The organism is Pseudomonas rhodesiae, assembly GCF_007858255.1.
Classification (GTDB): domain Bacteria; phylum Pseudomonadota; class Gammaproteobacteria; order Pseudomonadales; family Pseudomonadaceae; genus Aquipseudomonas; species Aquipseudomonas rhodesiae.
In genome coordinates, this window is sequence record NZ_VFEU01000001.1 from 412,499 (window position 1) to 428,644 (window position 16,146).

Annotated in this window: 15 protein-coding genes and 1 pseudogene; 6 read left to right on the forward strand and 10 right to left on the reverse strand. The window is 62.5% G+C overall.

Annotation, left to right across the window (positions count from 1 at the left end; translation table 11 throughout):
• From FIV35_RS01760 to FIV35_RS01775, 4 genes are all read right to left on the reverse strand, one after another.
• Positions 1 to 483: a copper chaperone PCu(A)C gene (locus FIV35_RS01760; RefSeq protein WP_034136693.1), complete on the reverse strand. Its 483-nt coding sequence runs from the start codon at positions 481 to 483 to the stop codon at positions 1 to 3.
• Between the two features lie 46 nt (positions 484 to 529).
• Entirely contained in the window at positions 530 to 925 is a 396-nt protein-coding gene (locus tag FIV35_RS01765; RefSeq protein ID WP_034136694.1) for a DUF2946 domain-containing protein, read from the reverse strand.
• 97 nt (positions 926 to 1,022) lie between these two features.
• Positions 1,023 to 1,313: an addiction module antidote protein gene (locus FIV35_RS01770; RefSeq protein ID WP_034136695.1), complete on the reverse strand. Its 291-nt coding sequence runs from the start codon at positions 1,311 to 1,313 to the stop codon at positions 1,023 to 1,025.
• A 3-nt stretch (positions 1,314 to 1,316) separates the two neighbouring features.
• The gene (locus tag FIV35_RS01775) at positions 1,317 to 1,622 is read right to left on the reverse strand and encodes a type II toxin-antitoxin system RelE/ParE family toxin (RefSeq protein WP_034095668.1); all 306 of its coding nucleotides are present in this window, start codon (positions 1,620 to 1,622) and stop codon (positions 1,317 to 1,319) included.
• A 160-nt stretch (positions 1,623 to 1,782) separates the two neighbouring features.
• Here FIV35_RS01775 and FIV35_RS30215 point away from each other — a divergent pair.
• Positions 1,783 to 1,961, forward strand: a pseudogene (locus FIV35_RS30215) (DUF6124 family protein).
• 158 nt (positions 1,962 to 2,119) lie between these two features.
• Here the strand turns inward: FIV35_RS30215 and FIV35_RS01780 are convergent.
• Complete coding sequence (locus FIV35_RS01780) at positions 2,120 to 2,854, reverse strand: cobalt-precorrin-6A reductase (protein WP_034136696.1); 735 nt, start codon at positions 2,852 to 2,854, stop codon at positions 2,120 to 2,122.
• Positions 2,851 to 4,056, reverse strand: coding sequence for a bifunctional cobalt-precorrin-7 (C(5))-methyltransferase/cobalt-precorrin-6B (C(15))-methyltransferase (locus tag FIV35_RS01785; protein ID WP_034136697.1), 1,206 nt, complete (start codon positions 4,054 to 4,056; stop codon positions 2,851 to 2,853). The genes FIV35_RS01780 and FIV35_RS01785 overlap by 4 nt, the downstream gene beginning before the upstream one ends.
• A gap of 95 nt (positions 4,057 to 4,151) precedes the next feature.
• On the opposite strand from FIV35_RS01785, the gene cobG reads away from it, so the two are divergent.
• The 5 genes from cobG (at position 4,152) to FIV35_RS01810 (ending at position 9,435) form a co-directional block, all read left to right on the forward strand.
• Positions 4,152 to 5,441, forward strand: coding sequence for a precorrin-3B synthase (gene cobG / locus FIV35_RS01790; RefSeq protein WP_269458161.1), 1,290 nt, complete (start codon positions 4,152 to 4,154; stop codon positions 5,439 to 5,441).
• A complete protein-coding gene (locus FIV35_RS01795) occupies positions 5,434 to 6,060 on the forward strand; it encodes a precorrin-8X methylmutase (RefSeq protein ID WP_034095672.1) in 627 nt (208 codons plus the stop codon). The genes cobG and FIV35_RS01795 overlap by 8 nt, the downstream gene beginning before the upstream one ends.
• Positions 6,057 to 6,791, forward strand: a complete 735-nt coding sequence (locus tag FIV35_RS01800) for a precorrin-2 C(20)-methyltransferase (RefSeq protein WP_169902991.1) — start codon at positions 6,057 to 6,059, stop codon at positions 6,789 to 6,791. The genes FIV35_RS01795 and FIV35_RS01800 overlap by 4 nt, the downstream gene beginning before the upstream one ends.
• A complete protein-coding gene (cobJ, locus tag FIV35_RS01805; RefSeq protein WP_034136699.1) occupies positions 6,791 to 8,428 on the forward strand; it encodes a precorrin-3B C(17)-methyltransferase in 1,638 nt (545 codons plus the stop codon). The genes FIV35_RS01800 and cobJ overlap by 1 nt, the downstream gene beginning before the upstream one ends.
• A gap of 227 nt (positions 8,429 to 8,655) precedes the next feature.
• The gene (locus FIV35_RS01810; protein ID WP_034136700.1) at positions 8,656 to 9,435 is read left to right on the forward strand and encodes a hypothetical protein; all 780 of its coding nucleotides are present in this window, start codon (positions 8,656 to 8,658) and stop codon (positions 9,433 to 9,435) included.
• Here FIV35_RS01810 and FIV35_RS01815 read toward each other — a convergent pair.
• The 4 genes from FIV35_RS01815 to purH form a co-directional block, all read right to left on the reverse strand.
• Positions 9,432 to 10,028, reverse strand: a complete 597-nt coding sequence (locus tag FIV35_RS01815) for a MarC family protein (protein WP_034136701.1) — start codon at positions 10,026 to 10,028, stop codon at positions 9,432 to 9,434. The genes FIV35_RS01810 and FIV35_RS01815 overlap by 4 nt on opposite strands.
• A 94-nt stretch (positions 10,029 to 10,122) precedes the next feature.
• The gene (locus FIV35_RS01820) at positions 10,123 to 12,894 is read right to left on the reverse strand and encodes a hybrid sensor histidine kinase/response regulator (RefSeq protein ID WP_034136702.1); all 2,772 of its coding nucleotides are present in this window, start codon (positions 12,892 to 12,894) and stop codon (positions 10,123 to 10,125) included.
• 126 nt (positions 12,895 to 13,020) lie between these two features.
• A complete protein-coding gene (purD, locus tag FIV35_RS01825; protein ID WP_034136703.1) occupies positions 13,021 to 14,313 on the reverse strand; it encodes a phosphoribosylamine--glycine ligase in 1,293 nt (430 codons plus the stop codon).
• A gap of 177 nt (positions 14,314 to 14,490) precedes the next feature.
• Complete coding sequence (purH, locus tag FIV35_RS01830; protein ID WP_034095679.1) at positions 14,491 to 16,098, reverse strand: bifunctional phosphoribosylaminoimidazolecarboxamide formyltransferase/IMP cyclohydrolase; 1,608 nt, start codon at positions 16,096 to 16,098, stop codon at positions 14,491 to 14,493.
• Positions 16,099 to 16,146 lie beyond the last annotated feature (48 nt).

Consider the following 16,146-nt stretch of genomic DNA (forward strand, 5'->3'; position numbering starts at 1 on the left):
CTATTGCGGGTGCTGGTGCTCGTGACTGGCCATGGGCGGCATTTTCTGCACTGACACTTGCACCTCGACCTTGCCGGCCTTTTCGAAGGTCAGGGTCAGCGGGAACTGTTTGCCATCGGCCAGCAGGCTGCGGTCTTTGAGGCCCAGCAACATCACATGGTAGGCCATGGGCGCGAACGTCAGATCGCCTTTGGCCGGCACGGCCACGTTGGGCACCTTTTGCATTTTCATCAGGGCGCCTTGCATGACGTGCTCGTGCAACTGCGCCTCTTGCGCCACTGGCGTCTCGGCGCTGAGCAGGCGGTCCGGTGTTTCTGCGGTGTTATGCACCACGAAATACGCCGCGACGGTGGGCGCATTGGGTGGCAACTCCTGGGACCAGGGATCGCTGACCAGCAGGTCGCCGGCCTTGTAGTCTTGAGCATTGGCAGCACTGAACACCGGCAGCAGCAACGCGGCCAGAAGCAGGGAAGATTTGAGCATGGCAGTTCTCCAGAACGGTTCTAAACGCAGTTCACTTGCGAAAAAACTAGACCGTTGGAGAGGCGCGGGGGTTGAGGCTCGGCCATTGTTGGCGCGGGGTGGGGGTCTGCAATAACGGCGGCGATAGGCTTTGTAGCGGCTCGAAGCGCGTCACATACAACTGCGGCACATGCCCCGGCAATGCCACCAACGAAGGTGAGCCCGAGCAACACCAGCAATGCTGCATGGTGGAATGATCGTCCGGCTGCGGTGCCGGAATCTCCAGTTTGCCCAGTTCGATAGTCTTGAGGCTGGCGCCATTGGATGAACAGAAACTACCCCACAGCAGTTGCTGCACAGGGTCCTTGGACTGCTGCATCGCTCCGGCCAGCGGCATGGCAAACGCGTTGAACAGCACTGCAAAGCAGGCGATCCAGACGATTGCAAAGCGTTGACGGGCCATGGCGGAAAATCCGTAGGGTTAAACGATCAGGCCGGTATTTAGCCTGATCGGCGGGGATAAGTAAAAAGCGGCGGTGTGGTTTGGTGTCGCAGTGCTATCAGATCACTGTGGCGTGCAGCTTGAGGCCCAACGCTTTCATGACTTTCATGATAGTCGCGAACTCGGGATTGCCACTGTTGGAGAGGGCTTTGTACAGACTTTCTCTGCCGAGGCCGGCGTCGCGGGCTACTTGGGTCATGCCTTGGGCGCGGGCGATGTCGTTGAGAGCGGTGCGAATCAATAGACCATCGCCAGCATCATCCTCAAAGCAGGTCTCTAAATATGCAGCCATTTCCAGAGGGGTTTTCAGATATTTTGCCGCATCGAAGCGGGAAAAGGACTCGCTCATAATTTATTCCTCACTACCAAAATTTATCGCAATTTGCTTTGCTCGTTTGATGTCTCTGCTCTGTGTTGATTTATCACCGCCGATTAGTAATAGATAAACCACTTCGTCTCGGCGGGTGAAGTAAACGCGATACCCAGGGCCGTAATGGATCCGCATTTCAAACACTCCATCCCCCACTGATTCGCAGTCGCCAAAATTTCCGGCTTCAGCCATTCGCACTCTCTTGACCACACGAACTTTTACGAACGGGTCCCGAACAGCTTCCAGCCAGTTGGCAAACTCAATGGTTTCATTGAACTCGATTGTCATGGATCGTATTCCTCAGGATACAAGTTGGCAAGCTGTGACACGTTGTCGAAACGGCGTGCCCCCCCTCGCGGGCGCTGACGCAAAACCGCGAAACGGGAGGTTAGGGCGGGGGCTTTTGGCTGAGCCAGCCAGCTGGCTCGGAAGTGTCTGTAGGTGGATTCTGCATTTAAGGCGGGGTAAAAATCGGCGACCGTTCGGGTGGTATCGGCGTCTGTTTACCGTAGCCGCTGGCATCAGCACCGGAGACCTGTTGGTCAACCTCAGCGAAGCACTCGCCTCGGCCAATGCGCTGAGTAGCGATTGCTCGGCGTTGCGCAGTTGATCAAACTGGCGCAGTGACTGGCGGATCGTGTGCACAGTGGTGTCGGACAGGCGATAGCCACAAGCCGCTAACGCCACAACAAACAAGGTGGGAGGGGGCTTGCCCCCGATAGCGTTGTGTCAGTCGCTGATTTGCTGGCTGAACTATCGCCATCGGGGGCAAGCCCCCTCCCACATTAGGTTTGTGGTGCTCCACGAGTGTGTATTGCCTGTAGCAGCGCTGACACGGCTGTGAATTCTCGGTCCACCGCCGCCAACACTGGCCGCTTCAACACCAGCACTGGCACCCCGCGTTCCCGCGCCACTTCCAGCTTCGGCTCGGTGGCGGCACTGCCGCTGTTCTTGCTGATCAGTACATCGATCCCACGCCGTTCAAACAGCGCGCGTTCATCTTCGAGCAGAAACGGCCCGCGTGCGCCAATCACTTCACAGCGATCATTGCCGGGGTACACATCCAATGCGCGCAGTGTCCAGAATTGCTCGGCGGGGATTTCGTCGAGGTGCTGCAACGGTTCGCGGCCCAAGGTGAAGAGCGGGCGCTTGAAGGGTTTCAGGGCTTCGATCAGCTCGGCCCAGTCACTCACTTCGCGCCAGTCATCACCGGCCTGCGGCTGCCACGCCGGACGGCGCAGGGCCCAGCAAGGGATGCCACTCAACCGCGCAGCCTCGGCGGCGTTACGGCTTATCTGCGCCGCATAGGGATGGGTCGCGTCGAGGATCAGGCTGATTCCTTCATCACGGACAAACTGCGCCAGGCCCTCAGCGCCGCCATAACCACCGACACGCACTTGGCAGCTGAGATCGGTCGGCACACGCCCCACCCCCGCCAAACTGTAGGTGTGCTGCGGGCCCAATGTGCGGGCAATGGCGAGGGCCTCGGTCACACCCCCCAGCAGCAGAATCCTGTTCATAGTGGCTTGATCACTTCGAGCAAAGTGATCGGCAGCGCCTGGCGCCAGGTATCGAAGTCGCCCAACGGCTGGGCCTGGGCCACATGGATGCGCGTCAGTTCGCCGCCGTGCCGGGCGCGCCAGTTCATCAGGGTTATTTCGCTTTGCAGAGTGACCGCGTTGGCGACCAGTCGGCCGCCGGGGCGTAGGTGTTGCCAGCAGGTATCGAGTACGCCGTCGCGGGTGACGCCGCCGCCGATGAAGATCGCGTCCGGGGCTTCAAGGCCTTGCAGCGCGTCCGGCGCTTTACCACGAATCAGTTGCAGGCCGGGTACACCAAGGGCGTCGCGGTTATGTTCGATCAGGGTTTGGCGGCCTTCATCGGCCTCGATCGCCAGCGCGCGGCAGCTGGGGTGGGCGCGCATCCATTCGATGCCGATGGAGCCGCTGCCCGCGCCCACATCCCACAGCAGTTCGCCGGGCATGGGGGCGAGGCGGGCGAGGGTCATGGCGCGCACGTCGCGCTTGGTCAGTTGGCCGTCGTGCTGGAACGCCGAATCGGGCAACCCCGCCAGGCGTGACAGGCGCGGCGCCGTGGCATCCGCCACACAGTCGATGGCAACCAGGTTCAAATCGGCCACGCATGTGTGTTGCCACGCCTGCGCCAACCCATCGATGCGCTGTTCCTGCGCCCCGCCCAGGTGTTCGAACACGCTCAACCGGCTAGGTCCAAAGCCTGACTCAGCCAATAGCGAGGCGATCAAGGCAGGGCTGCGACCGTCATTGCTCAACACCAACAACCGCACGCCGCTGGCCAGATGCGCGTTAAGCGCCGCCAACGAGCGCGCCACCACGGAGAGCGTCACTACGTCCTGCAACGGCCAGCCCAACCGCGCCGCCGCCAACGACACCGACGACGGCGCCGGCAAGATCAGCAACTCCTGTGCGGCCACTTGCCGCGCCAGGCTGGCCCCTACGCCGTAGAACATCGGGTCGCCGCTGGCCAGCACGCACACAGGCTCACCGCGCCGCGCCAACACCGGCTCCAGGGAAAACGGGCTCGGCCATAATTGCCGCTCGCCTCGAATACACATCGGCAACAGATCCAACTGGCGTTGCCCGCCGATTATCCGTGAGGCGCGCAACAGGGCGTGCCGGGCGTTCCTGCCCAGCCCCTTGAAGCCGTCTTCACCGATGCCTACTACCGTCAGCCAGGGCGACATAGGGATTCCTTGAACGACATCCGACGGGCAGGCTTTTCATGCCGCCGGACAAAGCAGGCATAATACCGCGCCTTTGCCCATGAACCGGTAGCCCCGTGAAGCCAACGCCCGCTGTGAATACCTTGCGCCCCTCGGCTTGTCCGGGGTTGCTGCGTATTGTCCAGGCGCTGGATGGCGGCATCTGCCGGATCAAATTGGCCGGCGGTTCCATCACCGCCGCCCAGGCCCACGCGGTGGCGGACGCCGCCCAAGCCTATGCCGGTGGGGTGATCGAGGCGACCAATCGCGCCAATCTGCAGATTCGCGGCATCGGCGCCGAGCAGGACGCGTTGATTGCCATGCTGCTCGCCGCCGATCTTGGGCCGAATAACCCCGCCGGCGATGACGTGCGCAACCTGATGCTCAGCCCCAGCGCCGGCATTGACCCACAGATGCTGTTCGATACCCGCCCGCTGGCCGAGCAGATTCTCGCCACCTTGCAAAACCATTCGCGGTTTCACCAACTGTCGGCCAAGTTCGCGATCCAGTTGGATGGCGGCGAGGCCCTGGCGATGCTCGACCATCACCATGACCTGTGGCTATCGGCGTTTGTGCGCGATGGCAAGACATTGCTGGCGTTCGGCCTGGCCGGCTGCCCAGGCCAGGATGCCCCCGTGGCGGCGGTGCCGCTGGAGCAGGGCCATGCGCTGGTGGTGGCAGTGCTGGAAGCTTTTCTCGACCTGGCGACCCCCGAGCAAACCCGCATGCGCCATCTGGATGTGGATAACCTCATGCGCCGCCTGCGTCTGCCGCTGCTGTCGGTGGAGGACTTCAAACGCCCGGCCACTGGCGCGTTGCTGCACATCGGAAGTTATCCACAAGAGCAAAAGAATCAGTTCTATGTCGCGGCAGGCGCGCCGCTGGGCCGCCTGGACTCGATGATGCTCCAGGGCGCCGCGCAACTGGCCTGCGAGTACGGCGATGGGACGTTGCGCCTGACCCCTTGGCAGGGCGTGTTGCTGCCCAATATCGAGCGTCCGGTCGTGGTGACCCAGCGCTTGGCGCAGTTGGGCTTCCTGTGTGCAATCGACGATCCCCTCGCGTGCCTGATCGCCTGCACCGGTTCCAGCGGCTGCGGCAAAGCCCTGGCCGATACCAAAGCTGACGCTGTGCAACTGGCCGCGCTGCAACCCGGCGTGGAGGTGCACCTGTCCGGCTGCCCGCGCTCCTGCGCTGCGGCGCACACCGCGCCGGTTACCTTGCTGGCGGTAAGCCCCGGTCACTACGACGTCTATTTTCGCGATGCAGCCCAGCCCGGTTTTGGCCGGCTGCAGGCGCGCACCCTTTCTATTGAAGCGACGGGCACCTTGCTGCGTGCCCGCCCACGGAGCAACACCGATGATTGATTACATCCGCGACGGTCAGGAGATCTATCGCAACTCCTTCGCCATTATTCGCGCGGAAGCCAACTTGGCCCGTATCCCGGCTGATTTGGAAAAACTCGCGGTGCGCGTGATTCATGCCTGCGGCATGGTCGAGGCCATCGACGGCTTGCAGTTTTCCGACGGCGCAGGCAAGGCCGGGCGCGATGCACTGGCCGCCGGCGCGCCGATCCTGTGCGACGCGCGCATGGTCTCCGAGGGTGTGACCCGTGCGCGCCTGCCGGCCAACAACCCCGTGATCTGCACCCTGCGTGACGACAGCGTGCCGGAATTGGCGCGGGAGCTGGGCAACACCCGTTCCGCCGCCGCCCTGGAACTTTGGCGCCCACACTTGGAGGGCAGCGTGGTGGTGATCGGCAACGCGCCGACGGCGCTGTTCTATCTGCTGGAGATGCTCGATGCCGGCGCACCGAAACCGGCGTTGATCCTGGGCTTTCCGGTGGGGTTTGTCGGTGCCGCCGAATCCAAGGCGATGCTGGCCGCCGACAGCCGTGGCGTGCCGTTCGTGATCATGCAAGGTCGCCTGGGCGGCAGCGCCATGGCCGCCGCAGCGGTGAATGCGCTCGCCACGGAGGTTGAATAATGTCGGCGCGCGGACGCTTGATCGGCCTGGGCGTGGGCCCCGGCGATCCTGAACTGATCACCGTCAAGGCGCTGCGCCTGCTGCGTGAGTCGCCGGTGGTGGCGTACTTCGTGGCCAAGGGCAAGAAGGGTAACGCCTTCGGCATCATCGAAGACCATCTGGTGCCACAGCAGACCCTGATGCCGCTGGTGTACCCGGTGACCACCGAAGCGCTGCCGGCACCGCTGTCCTACGAGCAGGTGATCAGCGATTTCTACGACACCGCCAGCGTCGATGTGGCCGCGCACCTGGATGCCGGCCGCGACGTGGCGGTGATCTGCGAAGGCGACCCGTTCTTCTACGGCTCCTATATGTACCTGCACGACCGTCTGGCCGAGCGCTACGAAGCGCAGGTCATCCCTGGCGTGTGCTCAATGCTCGGCGGCGCCTCGGTGCTCGGCGCGCCACTGGTGTATCGCAACCAGAGCTTGTCGGTGCTTTCGGGCGTGTTGCCCCATGACGACCTCAAGCGCCGCCTGGCGGACGCTGACGCGGCGGTGATCATGAAGCTGGGGCGCAATTTCCCCAAGGTGCGCCAGGTGCTCGAAGAGCTCGGCCTGGCCGAGCGCGCGCTGTATGTGGAACGCGCGACCATGGCCAACCAGAAGATCGTGCCGCTGGATCAAGTGGAACCGATGTCGTCGCCATATTTTTCGCTGATCATCGTGCCCGGTGAACGGTGGCAAGGATGATGCGCCCGGCGATTGTCATCCTGGGCCAAGGCAGCTTGGCTACGGCGCGCAAGATCCAGCAGGTTTACCCTGGCGCGCTGATCCACGGCCTGGCGGGGCGTATTGAGGGTGCGGACACCCTCTACAGCGAGTTCGGCACCACCCTGCGCCAGCTCTATCAACAGGGCGCGCCGTTGATTGCGTTGTGCGCGGCCGGCATCGTGATTCGCACCCTGGCGCCGTTGCTGCTGGAAAAAGGCGAAGAGCCTGCGGTACTCGCGGTGGCCGAAGACGGCAGCGCTGTGGTGCCGTTGCTGGGGGGCCTGGGTGGGGTCAACGTCATGGCCCGCGAGATCGCGGCGGCGTTGAACGTGGCGGCGGCAATCACCACCAGTGGTGAACTGCGTTTCGGCACTTGCCTGCTCAACCCTCCGAGTGGTTATGAGTTGGCCGATCTGGAGTTGGGCAAGCGTTTCGTCTCCGACCTGCTGGCCGGTGAAAGCGTGCGCATCGAAGGCGCGGCGCCGTGGCTGGAACAGGCCAATCTGCCCCAGGATCAACAGGCGCGCCTGGCGATTCATGTGGGCAGTGCCGAGCGCAAACCTGCGGCCAATGAATTGCTGATCTATCCGAAAACCGTGTGTGTGACCTGTGCTCCGGGCCCGTACTTGGCCGAACGCGTGCGCAGCGCTTTGGGAGAAGCTGGTATTGCCGTGCAATCCCTGGCCTGCCTGCTGGCCAGCCACAAGCAGATGGCCGACTCGACGCTGCACGAAGCCGCGCTGGCGCTGGGCGTGCCGCTGCGGTTTGCCGATGTGCAGCCCGGCGCGCAGTTGCTGATCGATGTTGCCGAGCAACCATTGGATGTGTCCAAGCTGGGCCGCGCCCGTGGTCGCCTCGCTGTGATTGGCCTGGGCCCCGGCGCCGCCGAGTTGATGGTGCCGGCGGTGAAAGCCGAACTGGCGCGCTGCACCGATGTACTGGGTTATGAAACCTACGTGCGCATGGCCGGCCCATTCCGTGACGATCAGGTACAGCATTGCACCGACAACCGCGAAGAAATGCAGCGTGCGCGCCATGCTTTCGAACTGGCCGCCCAGGGCCGTTCGGTGGTGGTGGTGTCGTCCGGCGATCCGGGTGTGTTCGCCATGGCGGCGGCGGTAATCGAGGCGTTGCACGAGTCCGACGATCCGGCCTGGCATCAGGTCGACCTGGAGATCCTACCGGGCGTCTCGGCGTCCCTGGCCACTGCCGCTCAGGCCGGCGCGCCGTTAGGGCATGACTTCTGCGTGATGTCGCTGTCGGATAACCTCAAGCCCTGGTCGATCATCGAAAAACGCCTGGACCTCGCGTCCCAGGCCGACCTGGCCCTGGCGTTCTACAACCCGATTTCGCGTTCGCGCCCGTGGCAACTGGGCCGCGCCCTGGAAATCGTCGCGCTGCATCGCATGCCGCAAACGCCGGTGGTGCTGGGCCGCGACATTGGCCGCCCTGGCCAGACGCTGCGCGTAACCACCCTGGGTCAACTCACCCCGGACCAGGTGGACATGCGCACCATGGTGCTGATCGGCTCGTCTACCACCTGCACATTCCCGCGGGCCGATGGCGGTACATGGGTCTATACACCGCGTTGGTACGGCGAAAAAACCGGCGCCTGAGGCTGCACGAAAGCTCCGATAAACCCTGGGCGATCACCGGGTGTGTTCGGAGCTTTTTTCTTTTTTGCACAAGGAAAACCGGAAGGTCCGGCGATGTGCCCCGCAATTGCTGGGCTGCGTTTCGCGCGGCGTGGCGGCGAGCGTTGTTTGTCGTGTGGAAACCCCGCCGGGCGCTGGACTAGGGTGAAGGCAAGCCCCATGTTGGGGTGCTTGTGGAGAACTGGAAAATGGAGCGACATCACAAACGGATCAACAATGTAAAACGGCGCAAATTGATCGCCGCCTACAAACTGCCGGGAGCGCCCGGGGCGCACGCCACGTTACCGCTGGAAACCGATGAAGACAGCAACGCCGCGGTGGTCAACAACAGTGTCATGTCGTTTGCCGAGGGCCTGTCCGGGCTGAACCGCGAATACATCCGTAAAAGCTATCTGCTGGCCAGCAGTTACGTGAGCGATGTGTTGAAAGTCCAACGCGGCAGCGAGGCGTGGTATGACGAATTTATCAAGGTGATGATCAGTCTGGGCTGGCTACCGGTGCGCAGTCGGTTCGAGCGCGTCTCCAGCGTCGGCAAGGGCCTGACGGTGCAACTGGCGGCGTTGAATATGATTGCGACGTTGCTGGCCTCGACGTCATTGAGCGGGCCGTTGCTGGCTACGCTGCCCAAGCTCGCGGCGGATGCGCTGGAGGCGCTGAAGCAGCAGCCGACTTCTTTCGAACTGTTCAAACGCAACAGCGCCGTGCACCAGGGCGGTGATTTCGGCCTGGCGTCCTGCGCCGAATCCGACGGTGAATTGACGATGGTGCTGGTGACCTACAGCACCCAGGGCGTGAGTAAACAGGTGGGGTTGCCATTCCTGGAGTGGGATAGCTCCTCGTTCGAGGCCTTCAGCGGGCAAACCTGCCTGGTGCTCAATACCTCGGTGGTCAACGAAAAAACCATCCAGCTGATGCGCGAGAGCGCGGGAGACAAAGTACAGCTGGCAATCGCGAAATACCGGATTTAGGGCACCAGATAGCCGCGCACGCCCGTAAAAATAATCTGCGCGGCAAGGGCGCAAACAAACAAGCCCATCAATCGACTGACAATCTGCAAGCCCTGGTCACCCAAAATGCGTTCGATGCGGTTGGACAAGTACAGCACCACACCCACCGTGAAGCTGGCCAGGGCGATGCTGAGGATGGCCATGATTTTGTCATCCCAGTGCGGCTGGCTGACCCCCATTACCAGCAACGCACCGATGGTGCCGGGGCCGACGGTGAGGGGGATGGTCAGCGGCACGATGGTTACGTCCTGCTGCACGTTATCGGTCTGCACGGCCGACTTACCTTGAGCCATGCCCAGAGCAGAGATGAACAGCACACTGCCGGCGCCGATGCGGAATGCGTCCACGGTGATGCCGAACACACTGAAAATCAACCGGCCGAACAGGTAGAGCAACACACTGGACGCCAGTGTTGCCAAGGCCACTTTCCAGGCCAGGCGGCGTCGTTCTTTGCTGGAATAGCCGCGAGTCAGGCTGATAAAGCAGGACAGCACGAAGAACGGGCTGTAGAGCACCAGCATCTTCAGGTAAACGCTGAATAACACGTGGAGCATGGAGGAGGCTCGCGGCAGGAGAAGTGGGGAGAGTCTAACAGGCGCCAGGGGGCAAATGTGGGAGGGCAAGCCCTCGCCCACATGGGATTTCAGGTCACGAGGGGGCGTGTTCGGGGCGCTGTTGACGCTGTGCCACCCAGAACTCCACCAGTTCACGCAGTTGCGACAGTTCCACTGGCTTGGCCATATGCCCGTCCATGCCGGCTTGGCGTGCGCGCTCTTTGTGTTCCGAGAGAATGTGCGCGGTGAGCGCGACCACCGGCGTGCGGATGCGTTGGTGGCTGACTTCCCAGGCGCGCAGTTGTTGGGTGGCCGAAAAACCGTCGAGGATTGGCATCTCGCAGTCCATCAACACCAGGTCATAACGCTGGGCTTTCATGGCCTCCAGCGCTTCTTCGCCGTTGCTGGCGGTGTCCGGGTTGAGGTTGAGCTTGCCGAGCATGCCGCGGATAACCTTGGTGGAAATGCTGTTGTCTTCGGCCACCAGGATGCGGAAATCGCTGGGCACGGTGACCGGTTCCGGCGTAGTGGGGACCGGGCGCGGCGTGGCGCTACCTTTGCTGCGTTGGGTCAGTTCGTCGGCCAGGGTGGTCTTGAGGGTATAGCCGGCCACCGGCTTGGCCAGGATGCGCTTGATCCCGCAGTTACGCGCGATGATCTTGCTCGGCGCGTTGCTGATGCCGGTGAGCATGATCAACAGAATGTCGTGGTTCAGGCTAGGGTCTTCCTTGATCTTCGCCGCCAGTTGCATGCCGGTCATGCCTGGCATGTTCTGGTCCAGCAGCACCACGTCGAAGTAGTCGCGCAGGTGCGCTTTGGTGCGCAGCAGGGCCAGGGCTTCTTTGCCCGAGGGCGCGGCACTGACGTTCAGGCCCCAGGCCGAGCACTGTTGCACCAGCACTTTGCGGCAGGTGTCGTTGTCGTCCACCACCAGCACGCGGGCGCCTTTGAGCGGGCCGTCGAGGTCGGACGTCGGGTGTTCCAGGCGCTCCGGGTCCAGCGGCAGGGTCAGCCATAAGGTGCTGCCCTGATGGCTGCCGCTCTTGATGCCGAATTCGCCGTTCATCAACAGGATCAGCTGGCGCGCGATCACCAACCCCAGGTGGCCGCTCAAACGGGTGGCCGACAGGAAATTCTTACTGTGCAGTTCGCTATGCAGCAGGGCATCGCGCTCGGCGGCTTCCATTGGAATGCCGCTGTCTTGCACGGCGATGCGCAGGCGCGGTTTGGTGCTGCGATCGTCCAAGGCCACCACGATCAGCACTTCGCCTTCGTCGGTTTTCTGCAGGGCGTTTTCCAACAGGCTCAACAGCGCCTGGCGCAGGCGTGTCGGGTCGCCGCTGATAACGCGCGGCACCTGGGGCTGGATAAAGCTGATCAGTTCGACATTCTGCTGCTCGGCCTTGGCGCGGAAGATACTCAGGCAGTCCTCGATCAGCGCATTGAGGTCGAACTGCACATCGTCCAATTCGATCTGCCCGGATTCGAGTTTGGAGATGTCGAGAATCTCGTTGATCAGCGTGAGCAGTTCGTTACCGGCGCTGTGGATGGTCTGCACATAGTCCCGTTGCTTCACCGACAGCGGAGTGCCCAGCAGCAGTTCGGTCATGCCCAGCACGCCGTTCATAGGGGTGCGGATTTCGTGACTGATTTTTGCCAGGAACTCGGCCTTGGCGGCGATCTCGGCATTGCTGGCGGCCAGGTCGCGGCTGAGGCTGAAGCGTGCCTCGACAATCGCGCGCTGACGCTCGCCCAGAGCCAGGCTCATCAACAGGCCACTCAGGCAAATGAATGCCAGCAACGTCACGATCAGGCCCTGTGGCGAGACCATCGTCAGGCCCAGCAGCGCCGGCAGGATAATCAGAGTGCCGATATTGAAGACCACCATCGCCGCCACGAACAGTCGCGCTGGACGGTAGCCTTTCTGCCAGTGATACGCTGAAACGAACAACATGCTCAGCCCCGCCAACGCCACCAGCGCGTAGGTGATGATATTCAGGGGCAGGGTGTTGACGAACAACAACAGCAGACCGCACAGCACGATGAGCAGGATGTCGGCCATCAGCAGCTTGTTCAGTACATGGGGGCCGAGCGGCATAAAGAAGCGATAGGCAAACATCAGCCCGCACGGTGCGGTCAGCAGCAGGGCCAGGTACGCGCCGGGGGTCTGCACTGCGTGCCAGTTGGGCAGCCACGGGCCGACCAGGTTAAGCAGCAGCGCCACGCTTAGCATTAGCAGGGCCTCGCAGGCGGCTAGCCATAGGCTGCTGCGCGAGCGGTGGTAGGCGAAGCGTGTGAGGTTATGCAGGATCAGCATCAGCAGGCAGCCGAACAGCAGGCCGTAGATCAGCGTCTGCGTTTGGTCGGCGGCGGCCAATACGGCCGGTTCCAGGGTGATATAGGGGCGCAACTCGTGTTCCGAGACCAGCCGCACGTAGACCTCAAGGACGTTCTGACTTTGCGGCAGCGGTAGCATGAAGTCGCTGCTGGGCAGCGGGCGTTCCGTCTGGGCCTGGCGGGTGCCGGTGCTTTGTTGCTCTACCAGGGTGTCACCATCGAGCACGTACAGGTTCAGGTGGGACAGGTCCGGGGCGAAGATGCGCAGCACTTGCTCGTGCTTGCCGGGTTGCAACTTGAAACGTACCCACAACGCACCGTCCGGCTCCGCGGCGGTAATACGGTCCAGTTCGATGGGGCTGAATTGATTGGTGTAACGCGAGGAGCGGATGTCGCTCAGTTGCAGGTCGGCCTGTTCATCAAGCAATACTGCCCAGCCACTGCCTTGCGCGGCGGCCTGGGCCGGGAGCAAACAGAGCAGCGTCAGCAGACTGACAGTGAAACCTATGGCGATCCTGAGCCAGCGCACGGCGAAATCCCTTCGTAGGTTGATGCACGGGTTAACTATGCGCGGGGTGGCGGGTATACGGCAAGGGCCTTGAGCCCTTGCCTAACCGAACGGATAGCTACTGACAATGCTAGCGATGTTCGAGATTTACTGGCTCTCACCACGCTCGCGGGCAATGGCGCGATAGCCGATGTCCTTGCGGTAGAAGCAGCCCTTCCAGTCGATTGCCGCGGCCAGTTTGTACGCTTGCTGCTGCGCGGCGTCGACACTGGCGCCCATGGCGGTGGCGCACAGCACGCGGCCGCCGGCGGTGACGACCTGGCTGTCCTTGAGCGCAGTGCCCGCATGGAACACCTTGCCTTCCAGCTTAGCCGCCGCTTCCAGGCCCTCAATCACGTCGCCCTTGGCGTAGTCGGCAGGGTAGCCGCCGGCTGCCAGCACAATGCCGACGCTCGGACGTGGGTCCCACTGTGCTTCAACCTTGTCCAAGGCCTGGGCCAGGGCGGCTTCCACCAGCAGCACCAGGCTCGATTGCAGGCGCAGCATCACCGGTTGGGTTTCCGGATCGCCGAAGCGGCAGTTGAACTCGATGACTTTCGGATTGCCGGCCTTGTCGATCATCAGACCGGCGTAGAGGAAACCGGTGTACACGTTGCCTTCGTCGGCCATGCCGCGCACGGTCGGCCAGATCACCTGATCCATCACACGCTGGTGCACGTCGCTGGTCACCACAGGCGCCGGGGAGTAGGCGCCCATGCCACCGGTGTTCGGGCCAGTGTCGCCGTCGCCGACGCGCTTGTGGTCCTGGCTGGTGGCCATTGGCAGCACGTTCTTGCCGTCGACCATCACGATGAAGCTGGCTTCTTCACCGTCGAGGAATTCTTCGATGACGACACGCGAGCCCGCATCACCGAAGGCGTTACCGGCGAGCATGTCGCGTACGGCGTCTTCGGCTTCCTGCAGGGTCATCGCTACGATCACGCCTTTACCGGCGGCCAGGCCGTCGGCCTTGATCACGATTGGCGCGCCTTTTTCACGCAGGTAAGCCAGGGCCGGCTCGATCTCGGTGAAGTTCTGGTAATCGGCGGTCGGGATCTTGTGGCGGGCGAGGAAATCCTTGGTAAAGGCTTTCGAGCCTTCCAATTGCGCAGCACCGGCGGTGGGGCCGAAGCAATCCAGGCCACGGCTGCGGAACAGGTCCACCACACCGGCTACCAGCGGTACTTCCGGGCCGACGATGGTCAGGGAAACGTTTTTCTCGGCGAAATCGGCCAGTTGCTCAAGGGCCAGCACGTCGATGGCAACGTTCTGGCACTTGGCTTCAATGGCGGTGCCGGCATTGCCGGGTGCTACGAAAACTGTCTGGACGCGAGGGTCCTGGGCAACTTTCCAGGCCAAGGCGTGTTCACGGCCGCCGCTGCCGATGATCAAAACATTCAAGTCAGACTCCTTCGAAGGAAGTTAAAAGCTGCAAGCGGCAAGTTAAAAGCAATCTGCATTGCCTCACCCTACGTTGCGCAGCCTCTAATGAATAAGGCTGCAAGCGAAAGTAAAAGCGATCCCGGTCTACTCTTGCTTGCCGCTTGCAGCTATAAGCTCGCTACTTCACGCAGTGGATCAGTGGCGGAAGTGACGCATGCCAGTGAAGACCATGGCAATGCCAGCTTCGTCGGCCGCGGCGATCACTTCGGCGTCGCGCATCGAGCCGCCTGGCTGGATCACGGCGGTCACACCGGCCTTGGCGGCGTTGTCCAGGCCGTCACGGAACGGGAAGAACGCGTCGGACGCCATCACCGAACCGGCCACCTGCAACCCGGCGTGCTCGGCCTTGATCGCGGCGATACGCGCCGAGTTCACGCGGCTCATCTGGCCGGCGCCGACCCCGATGGTCTGGCGGTTCTTGGCGTAGACGATGGCGTTGGATTTAACGTACTTGGCCACTTTCCAGGCGAAGATCAGGTCGTGGATTTCCTGTTCGGTCGGCGCCCGCTGGGTCACCACTTTCAGGTCGTCGGCGCTGATCATGCCGATATCGCGGCTCTGCACCAGCAGGCCGCCGTTGACGCGCTTGTAGTCCCATGCCGCGGCGCGGTCGGCCGACCACTCGCCGCAGGCCAGCAGGCGCACATTGGCCTTGGCTGCGACGATGGCGCGGGCTTCTTCGCTCACGGATGGGGCGATGATCACTTCAACGAATTGACGATCGACGATGGCCTTGGCGGTCTCGGCGTCCAGTTCGCGGTTGAAGGCGATGATGCCGCCGAACGCCGACTCGGTGTCGGTGGCGTAGGCCAGTTCGTAGGCCTGGCGAATGCCGCCTTCGGCGTCCGGGCTGACGGCCACGCCGCACGGGTTGGCGTGCTTGACGATCACGCAGGCCGGCTTGACGAAGCTCTTGACGCATTCCAGCGCAGCGTCGGTGTCGGCCACGTTGTTGTAGGACAGCTCTTTGCCTTGCAGCTGGGTCGCGGTGGCGATGCCCACTTCGGCAGGCTTGGCTTCCACGTAGAACGCCGCGCTCTGGTGCGGGTTCTCGCCGTAGCGCATTTCCTGGGCCTTGATGAACTGGCTGTTGAAGGTGCGCGGGAACTGGCTGCGGCCTTCGGTGCTGAGGGTTTCGGCGGCTTGATTAACGGTGCCCATGTAGTTGGCGATCATGCCGTCGTAGGCGGCGGTGTGTTCGAACGCCTTGAGCATCAGGTCGAAACGCTGAGCGTAGGTCAGGCCACCGGCCTTGAGGTTTTCCAGCACGCTGGCGTAGTCGCTGGCATTGACCACAATGGCCACGTCTTTGTGGTTCTTGGCCGCCGAGCGGACCATGGTAGGGCCGCCGATGTCGATGTTTTCGATGGCGGTCGGCAGGTCACAGCCGGGTTTGTTGATGGTGGCTTCGAATGGGTAGAGGTTGACGGCCACCAAGTCGATCGGCTTGATGCCGTGCTCGTTCATGATCGCGTCGTCGGTGCCGCGACGGCCGAGGATGCCGCCGTGGATTTTCGGGTGCAGGGTCTTGACCCGACCGTCCATCATTTCTGCGAAACCGGTGTAGTCCGCGACTTCTACTGCGGCCACGCCGTTGTCCTGCAGCAGTTTGAAGGTCCCGCCCGTGGAGAGGATTTCCACGCCCAGAGCTTCCAGCTCACGGGCAAATTCGAGGATCCCGGTCTTGTCGGAGACACTGATCAAGGCGCGGCGGATCGGCAGGCGGGTGGTCTGGTCGGTCATTTCAATTTCCATCAAAAGCAAAGGAGTCAGCAAAAAAGGCGACCGGTT